Below are 20,825 nucleotides of genomic sequence, written 5' to 3'. Positions count from 1 at the left end.
TTATGTTTGATCGTATTCAGAAACGACTCCAAACCCAAACTCAAAAACAACGTAGTAGACAGCGCCTTATACTGAATTCGCCCCAAGCCATTACAACGCGCGTCGCGCATCAAGAACTAATTAACTTCAGCTCAAACGACTATTTAGGTTTTGCCCATCACCCTGCCGTCACACAAGCGCTGGCTATCGGAGCAAAACGTTGGGGGGCTGGCTCAGGAGCTTCACATTTGGTCTCGGGGCATAGCCAAATACATGAAGAACTTGAACAGGCTTTAGCAAAGCTTACCCAACGTCCTAAAGCACTGCTATTCAGTAATGGCTATATGGCCAATCTGGCTATTATCAGCACCTTAATGGAAAAGAACGACACCGTACTGCACGACCGTTTAAACCATGCATCGCTCTTAGATGGCACACGGTTAGCGGGTTGTCGCTTCATGCGCTACCACCACCTTGATATGACACATCTAAAACAAGGTTTAAGCCGTGCCCACGGTCATCGCCTAATCGTAACCGATGGCGTGTTCAGCATGGATGGCGACACGGCCCCTCTTCCAGAGTTAGTACAAATTAGTCGTGCTCATCATGCCGTATTAATGGTGGATGATGCGCATGGCTTAGGGGTGCTAGGCGCACAAGGTGCCGGTTTAATTGAACAGGAGCAGCTTGACGTTGACGATGTGCCTATTTTGGTGGGCACACTAGGTAAAGCTCTTGGTACAGCGGGAGCCTTTGTGGCTGGATCCGAAGAGCTTATTGAGTACTTAATTCAATTTGCTCGGCCCTATATTTATACTACAGCAAGCTCACCCGCTTTGGCCTACGCCACCCTAACTGCAGTAGAGCTCCTGGAAAAAGAAGCGTGGCGTCGGACTCGTCTCAAAGACTTAATCAAGCACTTTCAAACCACAGCCGCTGAGTTAGGCCTAAGGACTCAAGCCAGTCAAACCCCCATTCAACCTATTGTAATAGGTGATAACGCAGCCACAGTGCGTATTGCCCACGTATTGCGTACGCAAGGTTTTTTAGTAGGCGCAATTCGCCCCCCTACTGTTCCTGAGCACACCGCTAGACTACGAATTAGCTTATGCGCAGAGCATCAACCAGAGCACATTACTGCTCTTCTACACACCTTATCTCGGTTACAAAGCCAATAATGCGTTCTTTTTATTTATTAAATGGTTGGGCCATGAGCTCTGCTGCTGTACAACCCCTAGTCAACGCGTTAGCTCCTTTGGGTACTGTCACAGTACTTTCGCTTCCCGCCTATATACAGGACTCAGTGGAAAATACGCTTGCACACCTAGAGCAAAGCATTCCACCACAAACTCATTTAATTGGTTGGTCTTTAGGTGGCATGCTGGCTTTACAATTAGCTGCGCAAAGCAATTACGGCTCGGTAACATGCTTAGGTGCCAATTTAAGTTTTATTGCCACCCCCTTATGGCCTTGGGGCATGAGCCAAGCAGATTTTGAGCGGTTTTATAAGCGCCAATTTACGCAACCTGATCGCAATCTTCAACGATTTGCACAACTGTGCTGGCAAGGCGCTAATGGTACGGATGTTCAGCCCCATTCTCTTGTGGACCCAACCTACACATCCCAACACCTGATGTGGGGCTTAGACGCCTTAGCCCAACTTAATAACCATTGTGCGATGGATCAAGTACGCATCCCCCAGTTGCATCTATTTGCAGCGCACGATGCGCTCGTACCGAGTCAAGCTCAACACCAGCTTCAGCTGCGTTGGCCTCAAGTCCGCTCTGAGCTAATCCCTGGCAGCCATGCCTTTCCAGTTCAATACCCTGAAAAAGTAGCCCTAGCCATTCAGTCTTTTTTGGGTGAACAGCATGTCTAGCCAATACAAATATGCGGTAGCCCAACGTTTTTCAGCTGCAGCCACCAGCTACGATCGCGTTGCTCACTTGCAGCGCCAAGTGGGCAAGCACTTAATTACGAATCTGCCCTCTTTTTTAAACGCTACACATATTATGGATTTAGGCGCAGGAACGGGTTATGGCACAACCCTACTGCAGCAACGCTTCCCGCAAAGCCAGTACTGGGCGGTGGATTTAGCGGAAGGCATGCTGCGTTTCATGCGTCAAAACACTTCTACCGATGCCTATATCTGTGCCGATATGGAGCAACTACCCTTTGGTTCGGATCACTTTGATTTGATTGTTAGTAATCTTGCTGTGCAATGGTCTTTGGATTTTGCACGGAGTCTTGAGCAATGTTTTGCCAGTGTACGTACGGGCGGCATTATGCGTTTTAGCACCGTTCTGGAAGGCAGTTTAAAAGAGCTTAAACAAAGCTGGGCGGCGGTGGATGACTACCCACATGTCAACCGCTTCCGTACCCACGCCGACTATATTTCACTCTGTCAAAAAAGCCCTTGGCAGCTTATCTCCGCAGAGCAGCACCGCTACCGTTACTTTTATGAGCACGTTAAGCACCTACGTCAGGAATTACGTGAGCTAGGCGCTAACCATCTGCATGGTGGTAGAAAAAATCACCATAATGCGCGTCAGCGCTGGCAACAACTGCTGGAAACCTATGAGTCTTACCGCACCCCTAATGGCCTGCCTGCAACGTGGGACATTCTTTATATCACCTTACAAAAGCCATGATGACACCCAAAGCGTATTTTATTACCGGTACCGATACAGAAATAGGAAAGACCACCATTGCGGCAGCCTTGTTGTATGGTGCCAAACAACACGGCCTAAGCACCTTAGCCTGCAAACCTGTGGCCTCAGGAAGCGCTCCCACCTTGGAGGGATTACGTAATAGCGACGCGTTGCAGCTAATGGAGCAGTGCTCATTAAACATTAACTACCACGTACTAAACCCTTTTACTTTTGAGCCCGCAATTGCGCCTCATTTGGCGGCTGCATATGCCGGCCAGTTAATTGAGCTGTCTTCACTTACCACTGCTACGCAACGCGTTTTAAGTCATCACGCTGGACTCACAGTGGTTGAGGGTGCTGGGGGTTGGCATGTGCCTATTAATGACCAGCACTGCCTTTCAGATTTAGCACTAACACTACAGCTACCGGTTATTTTAGTGGTGGGGATACGCTTGGGTTGCATTAACCATGCCTTGCTTACAGCCCAAGCTATTCAACAGCAAGGCTTAACTCTGCATAGCTGGGTAGCTAATCTAGTACCAGATCAAGACGCCATAGCGCATGACACCATCACTTATTTAAAACAGCGTTTAACTGCACCGTGTTTAGGGATTGTGCCGCATTTAGAACAGCTCAATCCTGCTGCCGTCATCAGTTATTTAGATACCTCCTTACTTTTTAATACCTAATTACCATGTCTTATCTGTCAGTCAATGCGCAATGGATGCAAAGAGATTTGAATGTGCTTTGGCACCCTTGCACCCAAATGAAAGACCATGAGTCTTTACCCGTGATCCCTATTCGGCGTGCCCAAGGGCTTTATTTGGAGGATTTTGAAGGGAACCGCTATTTAGATGCCATTAGCTCTTGGTGGACCACTTTGTTTGGGCACTGTCACCCGTATATTAATGAACGCATTAAACAACAAGTGGATACGCTTGAGCACGTTATGCTGGCAGGGTTTAGCCATCAACCTGTGATTGAGCTATCAGAACGCTTAGTTCAACTTAGCCCTTCTGGGTTGGAACGAGTCTTTTATGCTGACAATGGTTCTTCTAGCATAGAAGTGGCTCTTAAAATGAGTTTGCACTATTGGCGCAATAAAGGTCAGCATCAAAAAAACCGATTTGCGACTATTAGCAACGGCTATCATGGCGAAACTATTGGCACTATGTCTGTGGGCGATATTGCTTTATATACAGATACCTATAAGGCCTTGCTTTTTGATTGTTTTAAAGTGCCCAGCCCAGATTGCTACCATAGAGAAGATGATCAAGACTGGGCCAGTTATAGTCAGCAGATGTTTCAACCCATGGAAGCACTTTTAGCAGAACATCACCATGAAATTGCCGCCGTCATTCTGGAGCCGCTAGTTCAGGGGGCAGCCGGCATGCGTATGTATGACCCCATTTACCTAAAGTTGCTGCGCGAGGCTTGCAATCACTACGACGTGCATTTAATTGTGGATGAAATTGCTGTTGGAATGGGGCGCACAGGAACACTGTTTGCCTGTGAGCAGGCTGATATCAGCCCTGATTTTATGGTGCTGTCTAAAGGTTTAACCGGTGGTTATTTACCTTTAGCGGCCGTGCTAACCACCAATACAATCTACCAAGCATTTTATGATGATTACGAAAAAATGAACGCATTTTTGCATTCACATACCTATACCGGAAACCCCTTGGCTTGCGCTGCTGCCCTTGCCACACTAGACCTATTTGAACAACAAGACGTATTGGCTCATAACCGAACCCTAGCCCAACACATGCATAAGGCGACAGCACATCTGCATGAGCATCCCCACGTGGGTGAGGTGCGACAAACGGGTATGATACTGGCGATAGAAATGGTTAAGGATAAAGCCACTAAAACCCCCTACCACTGGAAAGAACGCCGTGGTTTGCATGTGTTTAATTATGCCCTAAGCCAAGGAGCTCTGTTGCGCCCTTTAGGTAATGTGATTTATTTCATGCCGCCCTACAGCATCGAACCACACCACATTGATCAACTTAGCGCTATTGCCACGGCAGGTATTGAGCTTGCGGTACGCGCGTAAAAAACCACAACGTAGTCCACTTAACCAAAAAGCCCATGACTAAACAACATCATGGGCCTAGTATTGTTAGATAGCACGCACATGCTGAGCTAAGCTAAACCCTTTTGCTCGCTGTGCTTAATCCCAATCTAGCTGTTACGCACAAAATGCATTTTGAATCGTTTCGCTTTGATTCCAGACTGCTTCAAGCGTTGAACGGCTCGATCAGCCACATCCTGTGCTAATGCCACATGCGTGACCACCATCCCCACATTGATTTTACCGACTTGCTCTTTGCTAAGACCTGCGTCACCTGTTAATGCACCCAAAATATCGCCTGGACGTAACTTATCTCGCTTGCCCCCGACAATAACCAGCGTACGCATTGGAGCAGACTGCACCGTTACTGCTTGGTTAGAACGGGGTAAAGGTTCGGGTGTAATAGGCCCAAAGCGTTGGGTTAAGGCTTGCATAAAAGCATTATCATCTGCATCAAAAAGCGTTAGTGCTATGCCAGTTTGATCGATACGGCCAGTACGCCCAATGCGATGCACATACACATCCACTTGATGGGGTAGCTCTACGTTGAGCACCAGAGGAAGCTGAGCAATATCTAACCCACGGGCAGCCACATCTGTAGCCACCAATACCGTACAACTGTGATTAGCAAACTGAATTAACACCTCGTCTCGATCACGTTGATCTAAGTCGCCGTGCAAAACCAATGCACTAAAACCTAAACTGCGCAAATAATACGTTAACGCATCGCTATTGGCTTTGGTATTGCAAAACACTAAGGCCGATGAAGACTGGAAATGATTGAGCAAGTTCACAACCGCATCAAACCGATCGCTTTCAGCAACTTCATAAAAATGTGACGCAATTTGGTTGGCGCTGACTTGGCTTTCCACCTTGACGTGCACCGCATCCTGCACAAAAAGCGTAGCGTCTTTACCTATGCTATCTGGATAGGTGGCTGAGAACAAAAGCGTTTGGCGCTGTCTGGGGCACTGGCTGACAATATGCGACATTTCATCATAAAAGCCCATATCAATCATACGATCAGCCTCATCCAATACCAAGGTTTTAATGGTGGCCAAATCGATGCTTTGGTGATCAATATGATCCAAAATTCGGCCCGGCGTGCCTACAATGACGTGAACACCATGAGCCAAAGAATCCACTTGACGTTGCATGGGCGTGCCACCTGTGATGACTATCACTTTGATATTGGGAATACCACGCGCCAAACGTCGCATTTCCTCGGCTACCTGAGTAGCTAGTTCGCGCGTAGGACATAAAACCAGAGCCTGAGGCTGCAACAAATCGGGATCAAGATGCTGCAAAACCCCCAACCCAAACGCCGCTGTTTTGCCACTACCTGTTTTGGCCTGCGCAATGACATCAACCCCTTCGAGGATTAAAGGAAGACTTTGAGCTTGAATAGGGGTCATTTGCTTAAACCCTAGCTGATCAACAGTTTGTAGTAATGCCGGCTGTAAAAGCAGCTGGGAAAAAGAAGTCATAGCAGTCATGAAAACACCTTAGTAATTGATAGGTCTATTGTATCGCGTTCACTACACTTTCGACTAAAGCTGCCTAAACATTCTTTATAACTCTACAATAAGACACTTCCATTAATTATGCTCAAAATGAGTTTAAAGACATGCGCGAATTCTTAGCTCGTAAAAACATCTCTTTTTCTTTGCAGCGTTATGGCATAGAAACCATGAACTACATGACCCTAGGGCTATTTAGTTCATTAATCATTGGGTTAATTTTAAAAACCGTAGGCGGCTGGCTGGACTGGCCGTGGTTAATTGAGGTGGGAACGTTAGCTCAAGCGGGCTTGGGTGCCGCCATAGGTGTAGGGGTTGCGTATGGTCTGCAAGCCCCACCTATGGTGATCTTTAGTAGTGCAATGGTAGGCTCATTGGCTATCAGTGTAGGTGGTGGTCCAGTGGGTGTATTTGTGGCCGTTGCTATCAGCAGCGAGCTTAGTAAGCTGGTACATAAAACCACCCCACTCGACATTATTGTAACGCCGGCCACTGCTTTAATCAGCGGTATATTTGTAGCACAAATGGTCGCTCCTTATTTGGGAGAGTTAATGCGCGCTACAGGACAAACCATAGAATGGGCGATGACGTTGCAGCCCTTTTTTATGAGTATTGTAATTGCCGTTATTATGGGTATGGTGCTAACGGGCCCTACATCGAGCGCTGCTGTAGCGATTTCCTTGGATTTAGGGGGCTTAGCAGCAGGCGCTGCCACCATAGGTTGTTGTGCACAAATGATAGGCTTTGCCGCTATGAGCTATAAAGACAATGGCCCGTCTGGTACATTAGGTGTGGGTTTAGGTACAAGCATGTTGCAGCTTCCAAATATTATTCGCAATCCCTTCATTTGGATTCCGCCTATTTTAACGGCCGCCTTGCTTGCGCCGATTGGCACACTGGTCTTTGCACTAAAAAACATACCCACTGGTGCAGGCATGGGCACCAGCGGTTTTGTTGGGCAAGTAGGAACCTTAGCAGCGATGGGTCAAACTCCCTCGGTATGGTTTGCCATAGGCTTGATGCACTTTATACTTCCAGCCATAGTGTGTTTAAGCATTAGTTGGTGGATGCAAAAACGCGGTTGGATCCGACCCGGTGATTTACGTTTACGTACCTAATTATTTAGAGGGCAAATGCGGGATAACATCGACCGCTTTACCATTGAAGCGCAATTCAAAGTACAACTGTGTTGCAGTGGTATCCGTACTACCCATCGTTGCAATAGTTTGCCCTTGTTTAACTGACTGGCCCTCTTTGACGTTAAGCGATTTATTATGTGCATACACACTAATAAAATTAGCATCGTGGCTAATAATTACCATATTGCCATAACCACGCAAACCATTGCCTGCATACATGACCTTGCCTGCTGCGGCAGCCTTAATGGGCTGGCCTTCGCTACCCTGGATAAACACCCCTTGCGAATGAGACCCAGTACCTTTTCGATGGCTACCCGCTGTAGGCCACACTAGACTAATACGTCGTGGCGCAGGTACGGATTTAGCCGTGGTTTGACGCGTAGGTTGAACAGTCGAGCTACCGGCATCTGCTGTCATACTCGAGTTAGAAGACGCTGTCCCTCCTTTTACCCGCAAAAGCTGCCCCACTTTGATTTGATTGGGGTTACGAATCTTATTAGCACGCATGATTTCATTTACGGATTGACCATGCTGTCTAGCGATTTTAGTCAGCGTATCACCGCGCGCAACGCGATAATAGCCTTCCCCTGCTGTTTTTTTGGGATTAGAGCCACAGGCAGCGACCAAGATGCAAAGCAAAAGCACCGACAGAAAACGCATTCTTTATCCTCGTTGTTGTACTTTTTTAAATGACCTATTCAACCATAACATTAGTCTAGCTACCAAGCCATTTTACGGAATTTAATACAAAAAAAACCCCAGAGATAAAAAGCTCTGGGGTTTAATAAAAAAAGCGGTTATTTCACTTTAACTTTAGGTGTGCCTGCTAGCACCTGGCCGATTTGAGCAGCATAACCAAAACCTTCGTCATGCAGATAGCGTAAAATCTGAGGAGCCTGCTCTGGGGCACAAGAAATAAGCAGTCCCCCTGAGGTTTGCGGATCAGTCAGCAATGCCCGATCTGTATCGGTAATCGTATCAACTAACTCAATATGTGAACCATAGGCCTCCCAGTTGCGTTGTGATGCACCAGTAACATAGCCTTGAGTCGCTAAGTGACGTACGTTTGGTAACCAAGGAAGTTGGTCTAGGTTTAATTCAATCGTTAGTGCAGAGCCACGTGCAATTTCCCATGCATGCCCTAATAAACCAAAACCAGTGACATCGGTCATGGCGTGCACCCCGTCCCACTGAGCTAATTTAATGCCCGGTGTGTTTAACTGAGTCGTGCTTTGTATCATGGCGTTGTAATCAGTCTCTGGAAGTGCATTTTTCTTAAATGCGGCCGACATGACCCCAACCCCTAAACCTTTGGTCAGAATTAATACATCGCCTGCGCGAGCCTCGGCATTTTTACGCACATGCTGCGGGTGCACTAGCCCCATAGCCGCCAAACCATATATGGGCTCAACCGAGTCAATGGTATGACCACCAGCCACCGGAATGCCAGCAGCTTGACATACGTCCGCGCCACCTTTGAGAATTTGCGCAATAGCCTCTTTGGATAAGGTATTAATGGGCATACCCACAATAGCAAGCGCCATAATAGGCGTGCCACCCATGGCATAGACATCTGATAAAGCATTCGTTGCCGCTATGCGCCCAAATTGATAGGGATCATCCACTACCGGCATGAAAAAATCAGTGGTTGCAATTAAGGCTTGCTCGTCATTTAACCGGTATACCGCGGCATCATCGGCCGTATCAGTGCCTACAAGTAAATTAGGATAAACCGACATGGCTGGCATGGAAGCCAGTAATTCAGACAAAACCCCTGGCGCAATTTTGCACCCACAACCACCGCCATGGGCCAGCGACGTTAAACGAGGGGCCTGTGAAGAAGACGTATTTGACATAAAAGACTCCGAAACTCGAATTGCAAGGCAAAACACGTTGCACTTGTAAAGTCAAATAATGAGATGGCGGAAAGCAGCAGGAGTCGAACCTACCTAGGAGTGTCTAACACCCCCAACTGGGTTTGAAGCCCAGCCGCATCACCAGACACGAATGCTTTCCTATGAGATCAGACCGCGCTCGGTGGCGGTTTGAGTAAAAACCGTGTTATCCGGACGGATTAGATGTTTATCTCGTAGTCGACGAGTATAACCAATTCTCTCGAAAAATTCTAAAATTTGTATTGTGCGTTTACGACCTAAATTTAGAGCATCGCGAAACTCAGCTGCTTTTACCCCATTTGGCTCGGCTAGTTTTGCAAAACGTGTGGCTAAATCTAGAACATGCTCGCGATGATAATACAAATCTCGCACGACTTGGTACACCAAACCTTGGCGTACCAGCTTGCGCCCTAATGCTCGTAATTGATCCTCGGGCACCTCTAGAGTCTGCGCAATATCACGAACCCAAGGAGGGTTATAACCCCCCTCATAACATAGCCGAATAAGTTGCAATGCGATGACTTCTTCTTGGGGGGTAAAGCTAACCGTATGAGCGCTAAGCCTATACCAGGGTCCATTCAACGCTAAACGCTGGCGCTGCATCAACTCGTGCAATGCACCAAACCACAATGGGTCAGGCGCTCGTGGGGCAACCATACGACGTAAGCGTGCCGCTTCAACACCGGGTTCGTCTGGATACCGCTCATGCGTTTCGGCTAGTACTGTTTCAATACGCGCCAGCAATTGCTCCCATGCATTGTTATGGATTAACACTTGCACCGTAGCCGAACGCGGAGAATGAACCCAAAGCGACTCAGCAGGCAATTCGTGCAGATCAGGCTCGGTTCCAATTAATTTTTGCAAAAAAGACTGCTCTAAGCCATAAGGTGCTTGTCGCAACAATGGCTCAAGGACTTTTTTATCTAAATACATTTCTACCGCGTCTAGCCAAGCCAAACGGGCCAAAGAGCGACGCTTACGATCGGGCGCATTGGCATCCAGAACCTGACCGCCGCCGATGGTTAATTTGGCCTGCGCATTACGGATAATGAATCGATCGCCAGGCATGACACAAACAGGCTCATCAAATACTAATTGAGCAAATGCTGTTTGGCTAGCATGGACCAGATCTTGGCTAAGTGGCACCACATGGGCCACATAGTGCGCCGCCCCCACGTGCACATGCACGGGTGTCCATGTTTTAATTGAGCTATCTACATGGGCCAAGAGCTGTAGACGCACATCAATATGTGTGCTTGGACTAAAACAACGGCTATCGGCAATCCAGTTGCCACGCTCAATGTCCTCTTTAGCCAATCCAGTGATGTTTAAAGCACAACGCTGCCCTGCTTTAGCCTCTGAGCTGGGCTGATTTTGGGCATGTATACTGCGAATACGCACAGCTTTGTTTTGTGGCATTAAACGCAGATGAGTTTGATCTTCGTTTAATGCCAACTGCCCCGAATGAACGGTGCCAGTTAGTACTGTGCCCTGCCCTTCGAGCGTAAACACACGATCAACCGCTAAACGAAAAAACCCCTCTGATTGACGTTGAGCCATTGCGATGGCTTCGGTTTGCAAATGGCCTTTAAGTGCTTCAACACCCTGTCCAGAGAGGCTATCCGTTTCAAAAAACAAAGCATCCGCTAAAAATGTGCCCTGCAAGAGTTGCTGTAAATCGTGTTTTAGCTGCTGTATGGCTTCGGACGCTACCCGGTCGGCTTTATTAATTACCACACAACCACGCTTTAAGCCTAACAAAGATAAAATGGCTACGTGTTCGTGGGTCTGGGGCATGATGCCGTCATCGGCAGCAACCACCAGCAAAGCATAATCAATACCGGTAGCACCAGCCACCATAGTATGCACTAGGTTTTCATGACCAGGTACATCTACAAAGCCCAGCACATCACCATTGGCTAAAGGGGTATAGGCATAACCCAAAGTAATAGTTATGCCTCTTTGCTTTTCATCCTCAAGACGATCGGTATTGACGCCCGTAAGCGCACGAATCAATGCTGTTTTACCATGGTCAATATGACCTGCTGTACCCACAATCATGCTAGAGCCTGACTCCACTGAGCTTGCAATAAAGGGATGTCTACATCACGCAAACAACGAAGGTCTAAATATAGCGTATCGCGTTGGATTCGACCAATTACAGGCCGATTTTGCATGCGTAACCAGTTTTCCACTTTGATAATAGCGCTGCCAGCGCGACCCGCCCCCACAAAGTGCACGACCAACCCATAACTAGGCAGTACGTCTACTGGCATTGCACCACTACCTATTTGACTAAACATAGGCTCAATAGTGACTTGATAATCAGCACCAACGGCTTTTTGTAGTAGCGGCTGTAACAGTTGAGCCTGTTGTTTCATTTCCGCTTGAGGCCGTGTAAACAAAGCCAAAGTGGTCAATTTTTCTGCCAAGAACTCTGGGCTACGGTATAGCGCTAATACCGGCTCCAAAGCAGCTAGGGTAAGTTTCCCTACCCGTAAAGCGCGTTTTAATGGGTTTTTCTTTAAGGCGTGAATGGAGTCTTTGCTGCCAACAATAATACCTGCCTGAGGCCCCCCCAAAAGCTTGTCACCACTAAACGTCACAAGATCGGCTCCCGACTCGACCGTTTGTTTAACAGTGGGCTCGGAAGGTAGACCCCACTGGGCTAAATCCACTAAAGTCCCGCTACCTAAATCCACCGTAGTAGGTACACCTTTTTGACGCCCTATTTGAACCAGCTCGGTGAGACTGACCTCTTTAGTAAACCCCATGACTTCATAGTTGCTGCAATGCACTTTCATAAGCATTGCTGTATGTTCAGTAATGGCATCTGCGTAATCAAATGCATGGGTGCGATTGGTCGTACCGACCTCGACCAAACGTGCTCCGGCACGCTTCATAATATCGGGAATACGAAAGGCCCCGCCGATTTCTACCAGTTCGCCACGTGATACCACCACCTCTTTGTCTTGGGCAAAGGTGCTAAGCATTAATAAAACTGCTGCGGCGTTATTATTTACAATGGTTGCGGCTTCTGCGCCAGTTAACTCGCATAATATGCCTTCAACCAAATCGTCTCGGTCACCACGTTTACCTGTTGCTACATCAAACTCTAAATTTGATGGGGTGCTTAAAGCAGTAACCACCGCTTCAATAGCAGCATCGGGTAATAAGGCACGCCCTAAGTTAGTATGTAATACCGTTCCGGTTAGGTTGATCATTGGGCGCAGTTTCGGCTGCAAAACGCGCTGCAATTGCTGCTGAAACTGCTGGGCTAACTGCGTAGGGTTTAAGTCTGAGCACAACAACTTTTGCGCTAAAGCTCGCTGACGCAGCTGTGCTTGAAACTGCCTCAAGTGCTGAGTCACTAAGGTATGCCCATGCTGCTGCGTTAAAGTTCGAATCGCAGGTAACTGCAGCAAACGATCAATAGAAGGTATCTGGGCTGCTTGAGCTAATAAATCAGGTTGAGGCATGGTTAAACTTAGTCTTCAGTTTGATGCTGTTGCCATAAAAAAGGATTATCATTAACGCGATAAAAACCCTCTTCGCCCATGAGCATATCTAGCTCAATTGTAGCCAGGTCATCAGCAACGGCTTCGACCATCTGGTCTTTGGTTTGGTAAAAGATCTTTCGATACGTATTGCACTTGCCGCAGGATTCGGCCTTGATGGCTTCGGACCCCTCTTCGATGGAATGATAGGTGATCTTTTCTGTGTCTTCGCAATGCGTACACGTGACTCGTACCACATGCCATTCGGTAGAGCACAACCCACAAATAGCATAACGCATGCCATCTCGTGAACCACCGATACGAACAATGCTGGATACCGGCAAGCTACCACAACAAGGACAAACACCAAACGGCGTAATAATGGGTAGATCGCCCTCAGAGAAATTAATGCCTAGACGGGTCCAATAGACTTGTAAAGCCGCCATAACAAAAGGAGCACGGGCGGCATCTACGCCTTCGTTGAAACGTGCGAGCAATGCATCAGCAAGATGCTCTAGGCTATCGGTTTGAGTTGCTATTTCACCGAGCAAGTTTTGGCAAATGGTCTTAACAGCATCAGGCATGTCAGCCTGACTTTGAACGTACTGCACGATATCTGCCAAAATGGCAAGCCAGACCCCATCACGTTTCCAACCTGTTGCCTGCAAAGGTGGCATGCCATGGGCTTGGGCACGATCCACTTGTTCTTTAGATGGGCCAGGAATGGCAGTGTAATGCAATAGCGCCGCCTGCTGGGCTTGGGCCACATGAGCCATAGCCAGCAAATAATCACGAATAGGGCTGTCTTCAGCCAATTGACGTAGGCGATTTGCACGCTCTTGGAACACAGAGCGCTCTTGGGGCTGCGCTAAGCGAGGAATATGGGTGTGATCTAAACCTTCGATTTCACCACGGGATAAGATGCGCTGCATCAGGACTCCTAGAAAAACAGGGCTGCTACCGTAGTAACGATAGCAGCCTCTTTTTAGCGATAAAGCTAGGGGAAAATTACTTTGCGTCTTGTTTGCGAATTACTTCACGGAACCAGTCGCGGTGATTTTTCCAAGCCCAGCCTCGGCTAACGGTACCTCGTGTCATGGCACGCACTGAACCTTTAACCCAAATTGCTGCATAGATGTGCACAATAATGGCACAAATTAGTAAGAAGGCAAAGAGAGCATGCACCACAGAGGCTAGACGGATCATGTCAATGCCAAACAAGTACGAGAAGTACTCGCGCCAAATGACAATACCCGATGCTAACAAACCAAGCATTAAGATAATCAATACATAAAACAGCAGCTTTTGACCGGCATTGTAACGACCTGTGGTCGGAACACCTTCTGTTTCATTTCTGAGTACCTTGGGCATAGCTGCTAGCCACTCGCTATCTTTTTTCGTGAAACGATTAAATCGCATCAAGCGGAAAGCCAAGATAAAGAAGCTAAGGAACATAACCACACCAATAAATGGGTGCAGAATACGTGTCCATGTGGGGCTTCCTAGTAAATTGGATAACCAAAAGAAAGCTGGGTGAAATAGAGCTAAACCCGATGCTGTCAACAGTATAAAGCTTATCGCGGTAATCCAGTGGTTGATACGCTCGCCCGCTGAATACCTAACGATGGTGTACTTTTTGTCAGACATGGTTTTCATCCTCCGCCTTGGCCGCACGCTCGTCTTCCTCGGTGGTTTCTACTGGGCCACGACGCATGTAATGGATAAATCCAGCAAATGCGGTCAATGCCATAGCGGCAACCCCAAAGGGTTTGGCCATGCCTTTCCAGAATGAAACCATAGGACTGATCTGTGGATCCTTGGGTAAGTCAGCGTAAATCTCTGGCTTATCAGCATGATGCAGCACATACATAACGTGTGTGCCACCCACACCTTGGGGATCGTACAAACCGGCGTGCTCGTAACCTCGAGAATTTAAGTCCACAATACGCTCTTCTGCGTGGAGCTTCATGTCTTCTTTGGTGCCAAATACAATAGCGCCAGTAGGACATGTTTTTACACAAGCAGGCTCTTGACCTACGGCTACGCGGTCAGAGCAAAGCGTACATTTGTAGGCTTTTTGATCGGTTTTGGAAATGCGTGGAATGTCAAAAGGACATCCGGTAATGCAGTACCCACAACCAATACAGTTCTCTTGGTTAAAGTCGACGATACCATTCGTATGCTGAACAATAGCACCAGGAGATGGACAGGCTTTTAAACAGCCTGGGTCTTCACAGTGCATACATCCGTCTTTACGAATGAGCCATTCGAGGTCTCCTTTGTCGTCTACATACTCTGTAAAACGCATCAGAGTCCACGTATTTTCGGTTAAATCTGCAGGGTTGTCATACACCCCTGTGTTAATACCGATATCATCACGTAGATCGTTCCACTCCATACAGGCCACCTGACAAGCCTTACAACCGATACATTTGGTGGTATCGATAAGTTTGGCTACGCCCTCGGTGCCCTCGATGGGATGACGTACACCAGGCGGAGGAGTCGTGGTCGCTGAACGACGCTTAATGTCCATTGCTTTTAATGCCATTACGATCTCCTTATGCCTTTTCCACGTTTACGAGGAAGGACTTAAACTCGGGGGTTTGCGAGTTTCCATCGCCCACAAAGGGGGTCAGAGTGTTCGCCAAGAAACCGGGTTTAGTCAGCCCCACAAAGCCCCAGTGAATAGGAATACCCACTTGGTGCACTCGTGTGCCATCTACATCTAAGCTCACAATGCGTTTAGTAACCACTGCTTTAGCTTTAATGTAGCCTCGATTTGAAGACACTTTGACTAAGTCGCCGTGCTTAATGCCTTTGCTCTCTGCCAGTTCTTCGCCGATTTCCACAAACTGCTCGGGTTGAATAATGGCGTTGAGTCGCACGTTTTTAGTCCAGTAGTGGAAGTGTTCGGTAATACGGTAAGTCGTACCGACATAGGGGAACTTATCCACTTTTCCAAACTCGGCCCAGTCGTCTTTAAACACACGTGCAGCAGGGTTGCTGGTGGCCTTGTCGTTTTCTTTAAACAAGGGGTTGTAACCCAGTGGTGTTTCAAACGGCTCGTAGTGAGTTGGGAATGGCCCCTCGGCTAGACCTTTGCGTGCAAAGAAGCGTGCTGTGCCTTCGGGGTTCATAATAAATGGCCCCATGCCACTGCCAGGTTGCTCGTCGATCTTGAAGTCAGGTACGTCAGCCCCTGTCCACTTTGTGCCATCCCAGTGAACGAGCGAGCGTGTTGGATCGAAAGGTTTACCTTGGAGGTCACACGATGCACGGTTATATAACACACGACGGTTTGCTGGCCAGGCCCAAGCCCAATTAAGGGTTTGACCAATACCAGTGGGGTCGCTGTTATCACGACGTGCCATCATATTCCCTGCTTCGGTCCAGGAGCCGGCATAAATCCAGCACCCACCTAGCGTAGAACCATCGTCGCGCATTTCACCAAAGCCTGATAACTGCTCGCCTGCTTTGCGGATGATATTGCCATTCGCATCACGCAAGTCGGTAATTGCGCTTCCGTTTAGTTCTTTAGCTAGCTCTTCAGCGGTTGGGTGTAGTGGATTGCTGTAAGGCCAATACACATTATTAATAGGCTCAGCAAACGTACCGCCCTCTTTTTTGTAGAGCTCTCGAATATGGTGATACAACGTACCCATGATTTCGATATCGGTTTTAGCCTCTCCGGGCGGCTCGGCGGCTTTCCAGTGCCACTGCAACCAGCGACCGGAGTTCACCAATGCACCGTCCTCTTCGGCAAAACAGGAGGTAGGTAAGCGGAAGACTTCTGTTTGAATGGAGGCTGTGTCTACATCGTTAGACTCGCCTGCATTACGCCAGAACTCGGAAGTCTCAGTCGCTAATGGATCCATGATGACCATGAATTTTAGCTTTGAGAAACCTTTAATGAGCTTGGCTTTGTTCGGCGCAGCAGCAAGCGGGTTAAATCCTTGACAGATATAACCGTTCATTTCGCCTTTATTCATGAGCTCGTATGCTTGCAACATATCGTAAAGCTTGTCTAGCTTTGGTAGATAGTCGAAAGCATAATTATTGTACTCATGAGCCTGATCGCCCCACCATGCTTTAGCCAAACTGACATGGAACTTTTTGTAATTGCTCCAGTAGCTAAGCTGATTGTTACGCAGTGGTTTCAGTGCACGCGCGGCAATATAGCCATCAAAATCTTGCTCGGCCTCGTTAGGTAGAGTCAGATACCCTGGTAACAAGTTGGACATAAGCCCAATATCGGTTAGACCTTGGATGTTGGAGTGACCGCGCAATGCGTTCATACCACCACCTGCAATACCGATATTACCCAAGAGCAACTGCAACATTGCGCCTGTGCGAATGATTTGAGAGCCAATTGAGTGCTGAGTCCAGCCTAGAGCGTACAAAATAGTACCAGCACGATCTGGCGTATGCGTGGTAGCTAAAAGTTCGCATACCTGCTGGAATTTATCTACAGGTGTACCACACACGCGATTCACCATTTCAGGTGTATAGCGCTCGTAGTGCTTACGCAATAAATTGTAAACACAACGGGGGTGTGACAAAGAGGGATCAGAGACCACCTCGCCGTTTTCATCTAGCTCGTAATCCCAACTGGCTTTGTCATAGGTACGTGTCTCTGGGTTGTAGCCAGAGAAAAGACCGTCTTCAAAGTCAAAGTCGTCGCGCACGACAAAAGACATGTCAGTGTAATTTTTGACATATTCGTGCTGGATTAAGTTGTTGTCGAGCAAATATTTGATGACACCACCCAAGAACACAATATCTGTGCCTGTACGGATAGGTGCATACAAATCGGCTACGGATGCAGAACGGTTAAAGCGTGGGTCAACAACAATTAGTTTTGCTCCACGATTTGCCTTGGCTTCAGTTACCCATTTAAAACCACAGGGGTGAGCTTCGGCTGCGTTCCCGCCCATAATCAATACCACGTCAGCGTTTTTGATGTCGACCCAATGGTTCGTCATCGCGCCGCGGCCAAACGTCGGGGCAAGACCTGCCACCGTCGGACCGTGTCAAACACGCGCTTGGTTATCGAATACGAGCATACCCATTGTACGAACAACCTTGTGGGTAATGTAGCCCACTTCGTTACTACTGGCCGAGGCCGCTAGCATACCGGTTGTTGTCCAACGGTTTACAATTTTTCCGTCGTCGGATCTTTGGATAAAGTTAGCATCGCGATCCTCTTTCATGAGTTTAGCAATGCGTGTGTAAGCATCATCCCAAGAAATACGTTCCCATTTATCGGACCCAGGGGCTCGGTATTCGGGGTATTTCAGACGATTTGGGCTGTGGATAAAGTCAACCAGACCTGCCCCTTTGGGACAAAGAGTACCGCGGTTTACCGGGTGGTCGTGGTCACCTTCGATATGAAGGACACTAGCTTTGGCATTTTTTGCGCCATCGCCTAAGCTATAAAGTAAAATTCCACAGGCTACAGAACAATAAGGACAGGTGCTACGGGTTTCGGTCATGCGTTCAAGCTTGTATTGTCTTGCCGCAGCAACCGCGGGTGTAGGCGTTACGCCTAACAGAGCCATACTTGACCCCGCTAATGTGCCCCCTGTTACCTTAAAAAACTGGCGCCGACTCATGTTATTCATGGACGCTCTCCATTTTGAATAATCAATTATGCTTCAGGGACATAAATGTCATGCGTTGTTACGAGACTTATCTCATAATTCCATTGTACTCAAAATACGCTGCTTTCCATATTAACCTTTGTATATAACGATGTTAATTTTAATTCAACGAGTAAAAAAAGCTAAAGTAGAAATTGATGAAAAAACGGTTGGCTCTATAGGTAAAGGTCTACTGGTCTTCGTTTGTGCCGAGCCCACCGATACTACTGAAACCGTAGAAAAAGCCTTGAAAAAAATATTGGGCTTGCGAATTTTTGCTGATCAAGACGGAAAAATGAACTTAAATGTTCAACAACAAAATGGGGGTCTTTTAATTGTCAGCCAATTCACCTTAGCTGCCGATACTCAACGTGGAAATCGTCCAAGCTTCGCTAAATCTGCGGCTCCTGAGTTGGCAAAACAACTATACGACCACTTTGTAAGCAAAGCGAAAAATACGTATCATAACGTTGCAACAGGTATATTTGGCGCTGACATGCTTGTACATTTAGTAAACGATGGCCCTGTTACTATTCCCATGCAAATTAGTTAAAACCTCAACTAATTTAGCACAGTAACAAAATGGCTCTAACCAGTAGAGCCATTAAATTAAATTACCTATGGAAATATAGTTATAAGTAAACAATCAAAGGAACCGCTGCTTTTTGAGGATGCGATTGCACCAAAGTCTGGACCCCAAATGCTTCAAATAGATGTTCAGTCGTCAGCACCTCGGTTGGGACCCCATAACTTACTGCTTTTTTCGGGGCTAATAAAAGTAGCTTATGCCCCCACATAGCCGCCAAATTCACATCGTGCAATACAGCAACTGCTGCCACTGGGTAAGAATCGGTTAGCTGCTTTACTCTAGCTAAAAGCTGATGCTGGTAATGTGGATCTAAGCTAGAGGTGGGCTCATCCAAAAACAAATACACCGTTTGCTCTGAATACTGCAATGCGGCAAGGGTCTGCAATATAACCCGAGCAAACTGTACCCGCTGCTGTTCCCCTCCTGATAGCTGACGATAGTTTTTTTTCGTAAAAGCCTCTATGCCGGCTAATTGTATCGCCTCATCAAAAAGGACTTTGTAGCGCGAGGGAGCTAAATTCATAAAAGGATAAGCTCCCATTGCCACGATATCGGTTACGTTAAGATCAAATTCAATCGTAGTGTTTTGTGATAACACCGCACGTTGCCGAGCCAGCACGCTAGGTGTCATAGTAACCAATGATGATTGATTCAATTGTAGTGACCCTGTGCAGCGCACCCCTTGCTCAGCTGCCAATGCTTTTAGCAATGAAGACTTCCCTACTCCGTTAGGCCCCAATATACATAAAAGCTCGTTAGACTGAATAGAAAAAGTGAGGTGTTGCAACAGACAACGTTGTTGTCTATAAATCGCTACATCGCGTAGCTCAATCATGCTTGCCTCCTTGGGAACGCACAATTAACCATAAGAAAAAAGGCCCACCCAATAAACTAGTCACTAAACCAATGGGAAGCTCGGCTGGACTCACAATGACACGAGCCAACGCATCCGCTAATGTTAATAAAATAGCCCCCACTAACACAGACAATGGCAACACATACTGATGCTGGGATCCAACCAAAAGACGAATAAAATGCGGTACCACTAAACCGACAAAACCGATGCCTCCTGTTACAGCCACCAAAGGCCCTACCAAAAGAGCAATAGCTACCAACAACACCCACCGCCAGCGCTGTAAGTCATAGCCCAAATGCCAGGCTTCACGCTCACCAAGCAGCAAAGCATTAAACAAACGCCATTGTTTGCATAGATACACTATGAGCCCAAGTACAGGTAAGACCAACCAGCCCACAATGTACCAACTGCCTCCAGCTAGGCTTCCCATGCTCCAAAAGGTCAGATCGCGTAATTGGTTGTCATTTGCACTGTAGGTAAAAAGACCAATTACACTGCCGGTGATGGTATTAATAGCAATGCCGGCTAATAACAAGCCTGCTACCCCTGTAAAGCGCCTGCCAATTACATAAGCCAGCACCATAGCAATCAAGCTTCCAACAAAAGCAGCAGTAGCAATGCCTAAAAAACCGCTTGAGGTGAGCACAATAGCCATTACTGCCCCCATTGACGCTCCAGATGAAATTCCTATCAGACCTGGTTCAGCCAAAGGGTTTCTAAATAAAGCTTGCATCACCGCACCCGCTACAGCCAAAGCGGCACCCACCAATGCGCTAAATAGCACTCGAGGCAAACGAATTTGCCAAAAGACTTGAGTGATTAAATCGGTGGAAGCCGAATGAGTAGGCCAAAGTACGTTAAGCCATTGAGCCCAAGAAATGCGCAATGCACCGCTAGTACTGGCAGTAATTAATGCCATAACCAAGCCAATGACTAGCAGCAAGGTCAAAGTTAGAGGTCGAATCGGATAGGTCTTACTCATCAGC

The 20,825-nt window shown here is 47.4% G+C and carries 18 protein-coding genes and 1 tRNA gene; 7 read left to right on the top strand and 12 right to left on the bottom strand.

Annotated features, from left to right (window positions below; all coding sequences use genetic code 11):
- Window positions 1-2 precede the first annotated feature (2 nt).
- From bioF to ACBP46_RS05010, 5 genes are read left to right on the top strand one after another with little or no spacing between them, the layout of a single operon-like run.
- Window positions 3-1,157, top strand: coding sequence for an 8-amino-7-oxononanoate synthase (gene bioF, locus ACBP46_RS05030; RefSeq protein ID WP_371015650.1), 1,155 nt, complete (start codon window positions 3-5; stop codon window positions 1,155-1,157).
- Window positions 1,157-1,858 (top strand): alpha/beta fold hydrolase, encoded by a 702-nt coding sequence (locus ACBP46_RS05025; protein ID WP_371015649.1) that lies wholly within the window; start codon window positions 1,157-1,159, stop codon window positions 1,856-1,858. The genes bioF and ACBP46_RS05025 overlap by 1 nt, the downstream gene beginning before the upstream one ends.
- Window positions 1,851-2,630, top strand: a complete 780-nt coding sequence (gene bioC, locus ACBP46_RS05020) for a malonyl-ACP O-methyltransferase BioC (protein WP_371015648.1) — start codon at window positions 1,851-1,853, stop codon at window positions 2,628-2,630. Before ACBP46_RS05025 ends, bioC begins: the two co-directional genes overlap by 8 nt.
- Window positions 2,627-3,319, top strand: a complete 693-nt coding sequence (bioD, locus tag ACBP46_RS05015) for a dethiobiotin synthase (RefSeq protein ID WP_371015647.1) — start codon at window positions 2,627-2,629, stop codon at window positions 3,317-3,319. Before bioC ends, bioD begins: the two co-directional genes overlap by 4 nt.
- A 14-nt stretch (window positions 3,320-3,333) precedes the next feature.
- Window positions 3,334-4,686, top strand: coding sequence for an adenosylmethionine--8-amino-7-oxononanoate transaminase (locus tag ACBP46_RS05010; protein WP_371016051.1), 1,353 nt, complete (start codon window positions 3,334-3,336; stop codon window positions 4,684-4,686).
- A gap of 128 nt (window positions 4,687-4,814) precedes the next feature.
- On the opposite strand, the gene dbpA is transcribed toward ACBP46_RS05010, so the two are convergent.
- A complete protein-coding gene (dbpA, locus tag ACBP46_RS05005) occupies window positions 4,815-6,200 on the bottom strand; it encodes an ATP-dependent RNA helicase DbpA (RefSeq protein ID WP_371015646.1) in 1,386 nt (461 codons plus the stop codon).
- Between the two features lie 131 nt (window positions 6,201-6,331).
- Between dbpA and ACBP46_RS05000 the strand changes: the two genes are divergently transcribed.
- Window positions 6,332-7,342 (top strand): PTS transporter subunit IIC, encoded by a 1,011-nt coding sequence (locus ACBP46_RS05000; protein ID WP_371015645.1) that lies wholly within the window; start codon window positions 6,332-6,334, stop codon window positions 7,340-7,342.
- Here ACBP46_RS05000 and ACBP46_RS04995 read toward each other — a convergent pair whose 3' ends face one another.
- The 9 genes from ACBP46_RS04995 to fdnG form a co-directional block, all read right to left on the bottom strand.
- Window positions 7,343-8,023 carry a peptidoglycan DD-metalloendopeptidase family protein gene (locus tag ACBP46_RS04995; RefSeq protein ID WP_371015644.1) on the bottom strand — a complete coding sequence of 227 codons (681 nt, stop codon included), beginning with the start codon at window positions 8,021-8,023 and terminating at the stop codon, window positions 7,343-7,345.
- A gap of 137 nt (window positions 8,024-8,160) precedes the next feature.
- Window positions 8,161-9,219 (bottom strand): selenide, water dikinase SelD, encoded by a 1,059-nt coding sequence (gene selD, locus ACBP46_RS04990; protein ID WP_371015643.1) that lies wholly within the window; start codon window positions 9,217-9,219, stop codon window positions 8,161-8,163.
- A gap of 64 nt (window positions 9,220-9,283) precedes the next feature.
- Window positions 9,284-9,379: transfer RNA gene (locus ACBP46_RS04985), tRNA-Sec, on the bottom strand.
- Window positions 9,379-11,319 (bottom strand): selenocysteine-specific translation elongation factor, encoded by a 1,941-nt coding sequence (selB, locus tag ACBP46_RS04980; RefSeq protein ID WP_371015642.1) that lies wholly within the window; start codon window positions 11,317-11,319, stop codon window positions 9,379-9,381. Before selB ends, ACBP46_RS04985 begins: the two co-directional genes overlap by 1 nt.
- Entirely contained in the window at window positions 11,316-12,737 is a 1,422-nt protein-coding gene (gene selA / locus ACBP46_RS04975) for an L-seryl-tRNA(Sec) selenium transferase (RefSeq protein ID WP_371015641.1), read from the bottom strand. Before selA ends, selB begins: the two co-directional genes overlap by 4 nt.
- A gap of 8 nt (window positions 12,738-12,745) precedes the next feature.
- Window positions 12,746-13,687: a formate dehydrogenase accessory protein FdhE gene (gene fdhE, locus ACBP46_RS04970; protein WP_371015640.1), complete on the bottom strand. Its 942-nt coding sequence runs from the start codon at window positions 13,685-13,687 to the stop codon at window positions 12,746-12,748.
- A gap of 76 nt (window positions 13,688-13,763) precedes the next feature.
- A complete protein-coding gene (locus tag ACBP46_RS04965; RefSeq protein WP_371015639.1) occupies window positions 13,764-14,402 on the bottom strand; it encodes a formate dehydrogenase subunit gamma in 639 nt (212 codons plus the stop codon).
- On the bottom strand, window positions 14,395-15,303 hold the full coding sequence (fdxH, locus tag ACBP46_RS04960; RefSeq protein WP_371015638.1) for a formate dehydrogenase subunit beta: 909 nt from the start codon (window positions 15,301-15,303) through the stop codon (window positions 14,395-14,397). The genes ACBP46_RS04965 and fdxH overlap by 8 nt, the downstream gene beginning before the upstream one ends.
- A 10-nt stretch (window positions 15,304-15,313) precedes the next feature.
- Window positions 15,314-18,376, bottom strand: coding sequence for a formate dehydrogenase-N subunit alpha (fdnG, locus tag ACBP46_RS04955; RefSeq protein ID WP_371015637.1), 3,063 nt, complete (start codon window positions 18,374-18,376; stop codon window positions 15,314-15,316).
- 130 nt (window positions 18,377-18,506) lie between these two features.
- Here fdnG and dtd point away from each other — a divergent pair, with 130 nt between their 5' ends.
- The gene (gene dtd / locus ACBP46_RS04950) at window positions 18,507-18,947 is read left to right on the top strand and encodes a D-aminoacyl-tRNA deacylase (RefSeq protein WP_371015636.1); all 441 of its coding nucleotides are present in this window, start codon (window positions 18,507-18,509) and stop codon (window positions 18,945-18,947) included.
- Window positions 18,948-19,026: 79 nt separating this feature from the next.
- On the opposite strand, the gene ACBP46_RS04945 is transcribed toward dtd, so the two are convergent.
- Both ACBP46_RS04945 and ACBP46_RS04940 read right to left on the bottom strand, forming a co-directional pair.
- Window positions 19,027-19,818: an ATP-binding cassette domain-containing protein gene (locus tag ACBP46_RS04945; protein WP_371015635.1), complete on the bottom strand. Its 792-nt coding sequence runs from the start codon at window positions 19,816-19,818 to the stop codon at window positions 19,027-19,029.
- Complete coding sequence (locus ACBP46_RS04940) at window positions 19,811-20,821, bottom strand: FecCD family ABC transporter permease (protein ID WP_371015634.1); 1,011 nt, start codon at window positions 20,819-20,821, stop codon at window positions 19,811-19,813. The genes ACBP46_RS04945 and ACBP46_RS04940 overlap by 8 nt, the downstream gene beginning before the upstream one ends.
- Between the last annotated feature and the right edge of the window lie 4 nt (window positions 20,822-20,825).

It is taken from the genome of Paenalcaligenes hominis, from assembly GCF_041359055.1.
Classification (GTDB): Bacteria; Pseudomonadota; Gammaproteobacteria; order Burkholderiales; family Burkholderiaceae_B; genus Paenalcaligenes; species Paenalcaligenes hominis_A.
This window is presented reverse-complemented; position numbering and strand designations above follow the sequence as displayed.

Bases quoted from the DNA above. Each gene is read 5' to 3' on its own strand.
- ACBP46_RS04965 (WP_371015639.1), bottom strand. From the start codon at position 14,402: ATGTCTGACAAAAAGTACACCATCGTTAGGTATTCAGCGGGCGAGCGT.
- ACBP46_RS05000 (WP_371015645.1), top strand. From the start codon at position 6,332: ATGCGCGAATTCTTAGCTCGTAAAAACATCTCTTTTTCTTTGCAGCGT.
- selD (WP_371015643.1), bottom strand. From the start codon at position 9,219: ATGTCAAATACGTCTTCTTCACAGGCCCCTCGTTTAACGTCGCTGGCC.
- fdxH (WP_371015638.1), bottom strand. From the start codon at position 15,303: ATGGCATTAAAAGCAATGGACATTAAGCGTCGTTCAGCGACCACGACT.
- ACBP46_RS04940 (WP_371015634.1), bottom strand. From the start codon at position 20,821: ATGAGTAAGACCTATCCGATTCGACCTCTAACTTTGACCTTGCTGCTA.
- bioC (WP_371015648.1), top strand. From the start codon at position 1,851: ATGTCTAGCCAATACAAATATGCGGTAGCCCAACGTTTTTCAGCTGCA.
- ACBP46_RS04995 (WP_371015644.1), bottom strand. From the start codon at position 8,023: ATGCGTTTTCTGTCGGTGCTTTTGCTTTGCATCTTGGTCGCTGCCTGT.
- selB (WP_371015642.1), bottom strand. From the start codon at position 11,319: ATGATTGTGGGTACAGCAGGTCATATTGACCATGGTAAAACAGCATTG.
- bioD (WP_371015647.1), top strand. From the start codon at position 2,627: ATGATGACACCCAAAGCGTATTTTATTACCGGTACCGATACAGAAATA.
- dtd (WP_371015636.1), top strand. From the start codon at position 18,507: ATGTTAATTTTAATTCAACGAGTAAAAAAAGCTAAAGTAGAAATTGAT.
- ACBP46_RS05025 (WP_371015649.1), top strand. From the start codon at position 1,157: ATGCGTTCTTTTTATTTATTAAATGGTTGGGCCATGAGCTCTGCTGCT.
- selA (WP_371015641.1), bottom strand. From the start codon at position 12,737: ATGCCTCAACCTGATTTATTAGCTCAAGCAGCCCAGATACCTTCTATT.
- dbpA (WP_371015646.1), bottom strand. From the start codon at position 6,200: ATGACTGCTATGACTTCTTTTTCCCAGCTGCTTTTACAGCCGGCATTA.
- ACBP46_RS04945 (WP_371015635.1), bottom strand. From the start codon at position 19,818: ATGATTGAGCTACGCGATGTAGCGATTTATAGACAACAACGTTGTCTG.
- bioF (WP_371015650.1), top strand. From the start codon at position 3: ATGTTTGATCGTATTCAGAAACGACTCCAAACCCAAACTCAAAAACAA.
- fdhE (WP_371015640.1), bottom strand. From the start codon at position 13,687: ATGCAGCGCATCTTATCCCGTGGTGAAATCGAAGGTTTAGATCACACC.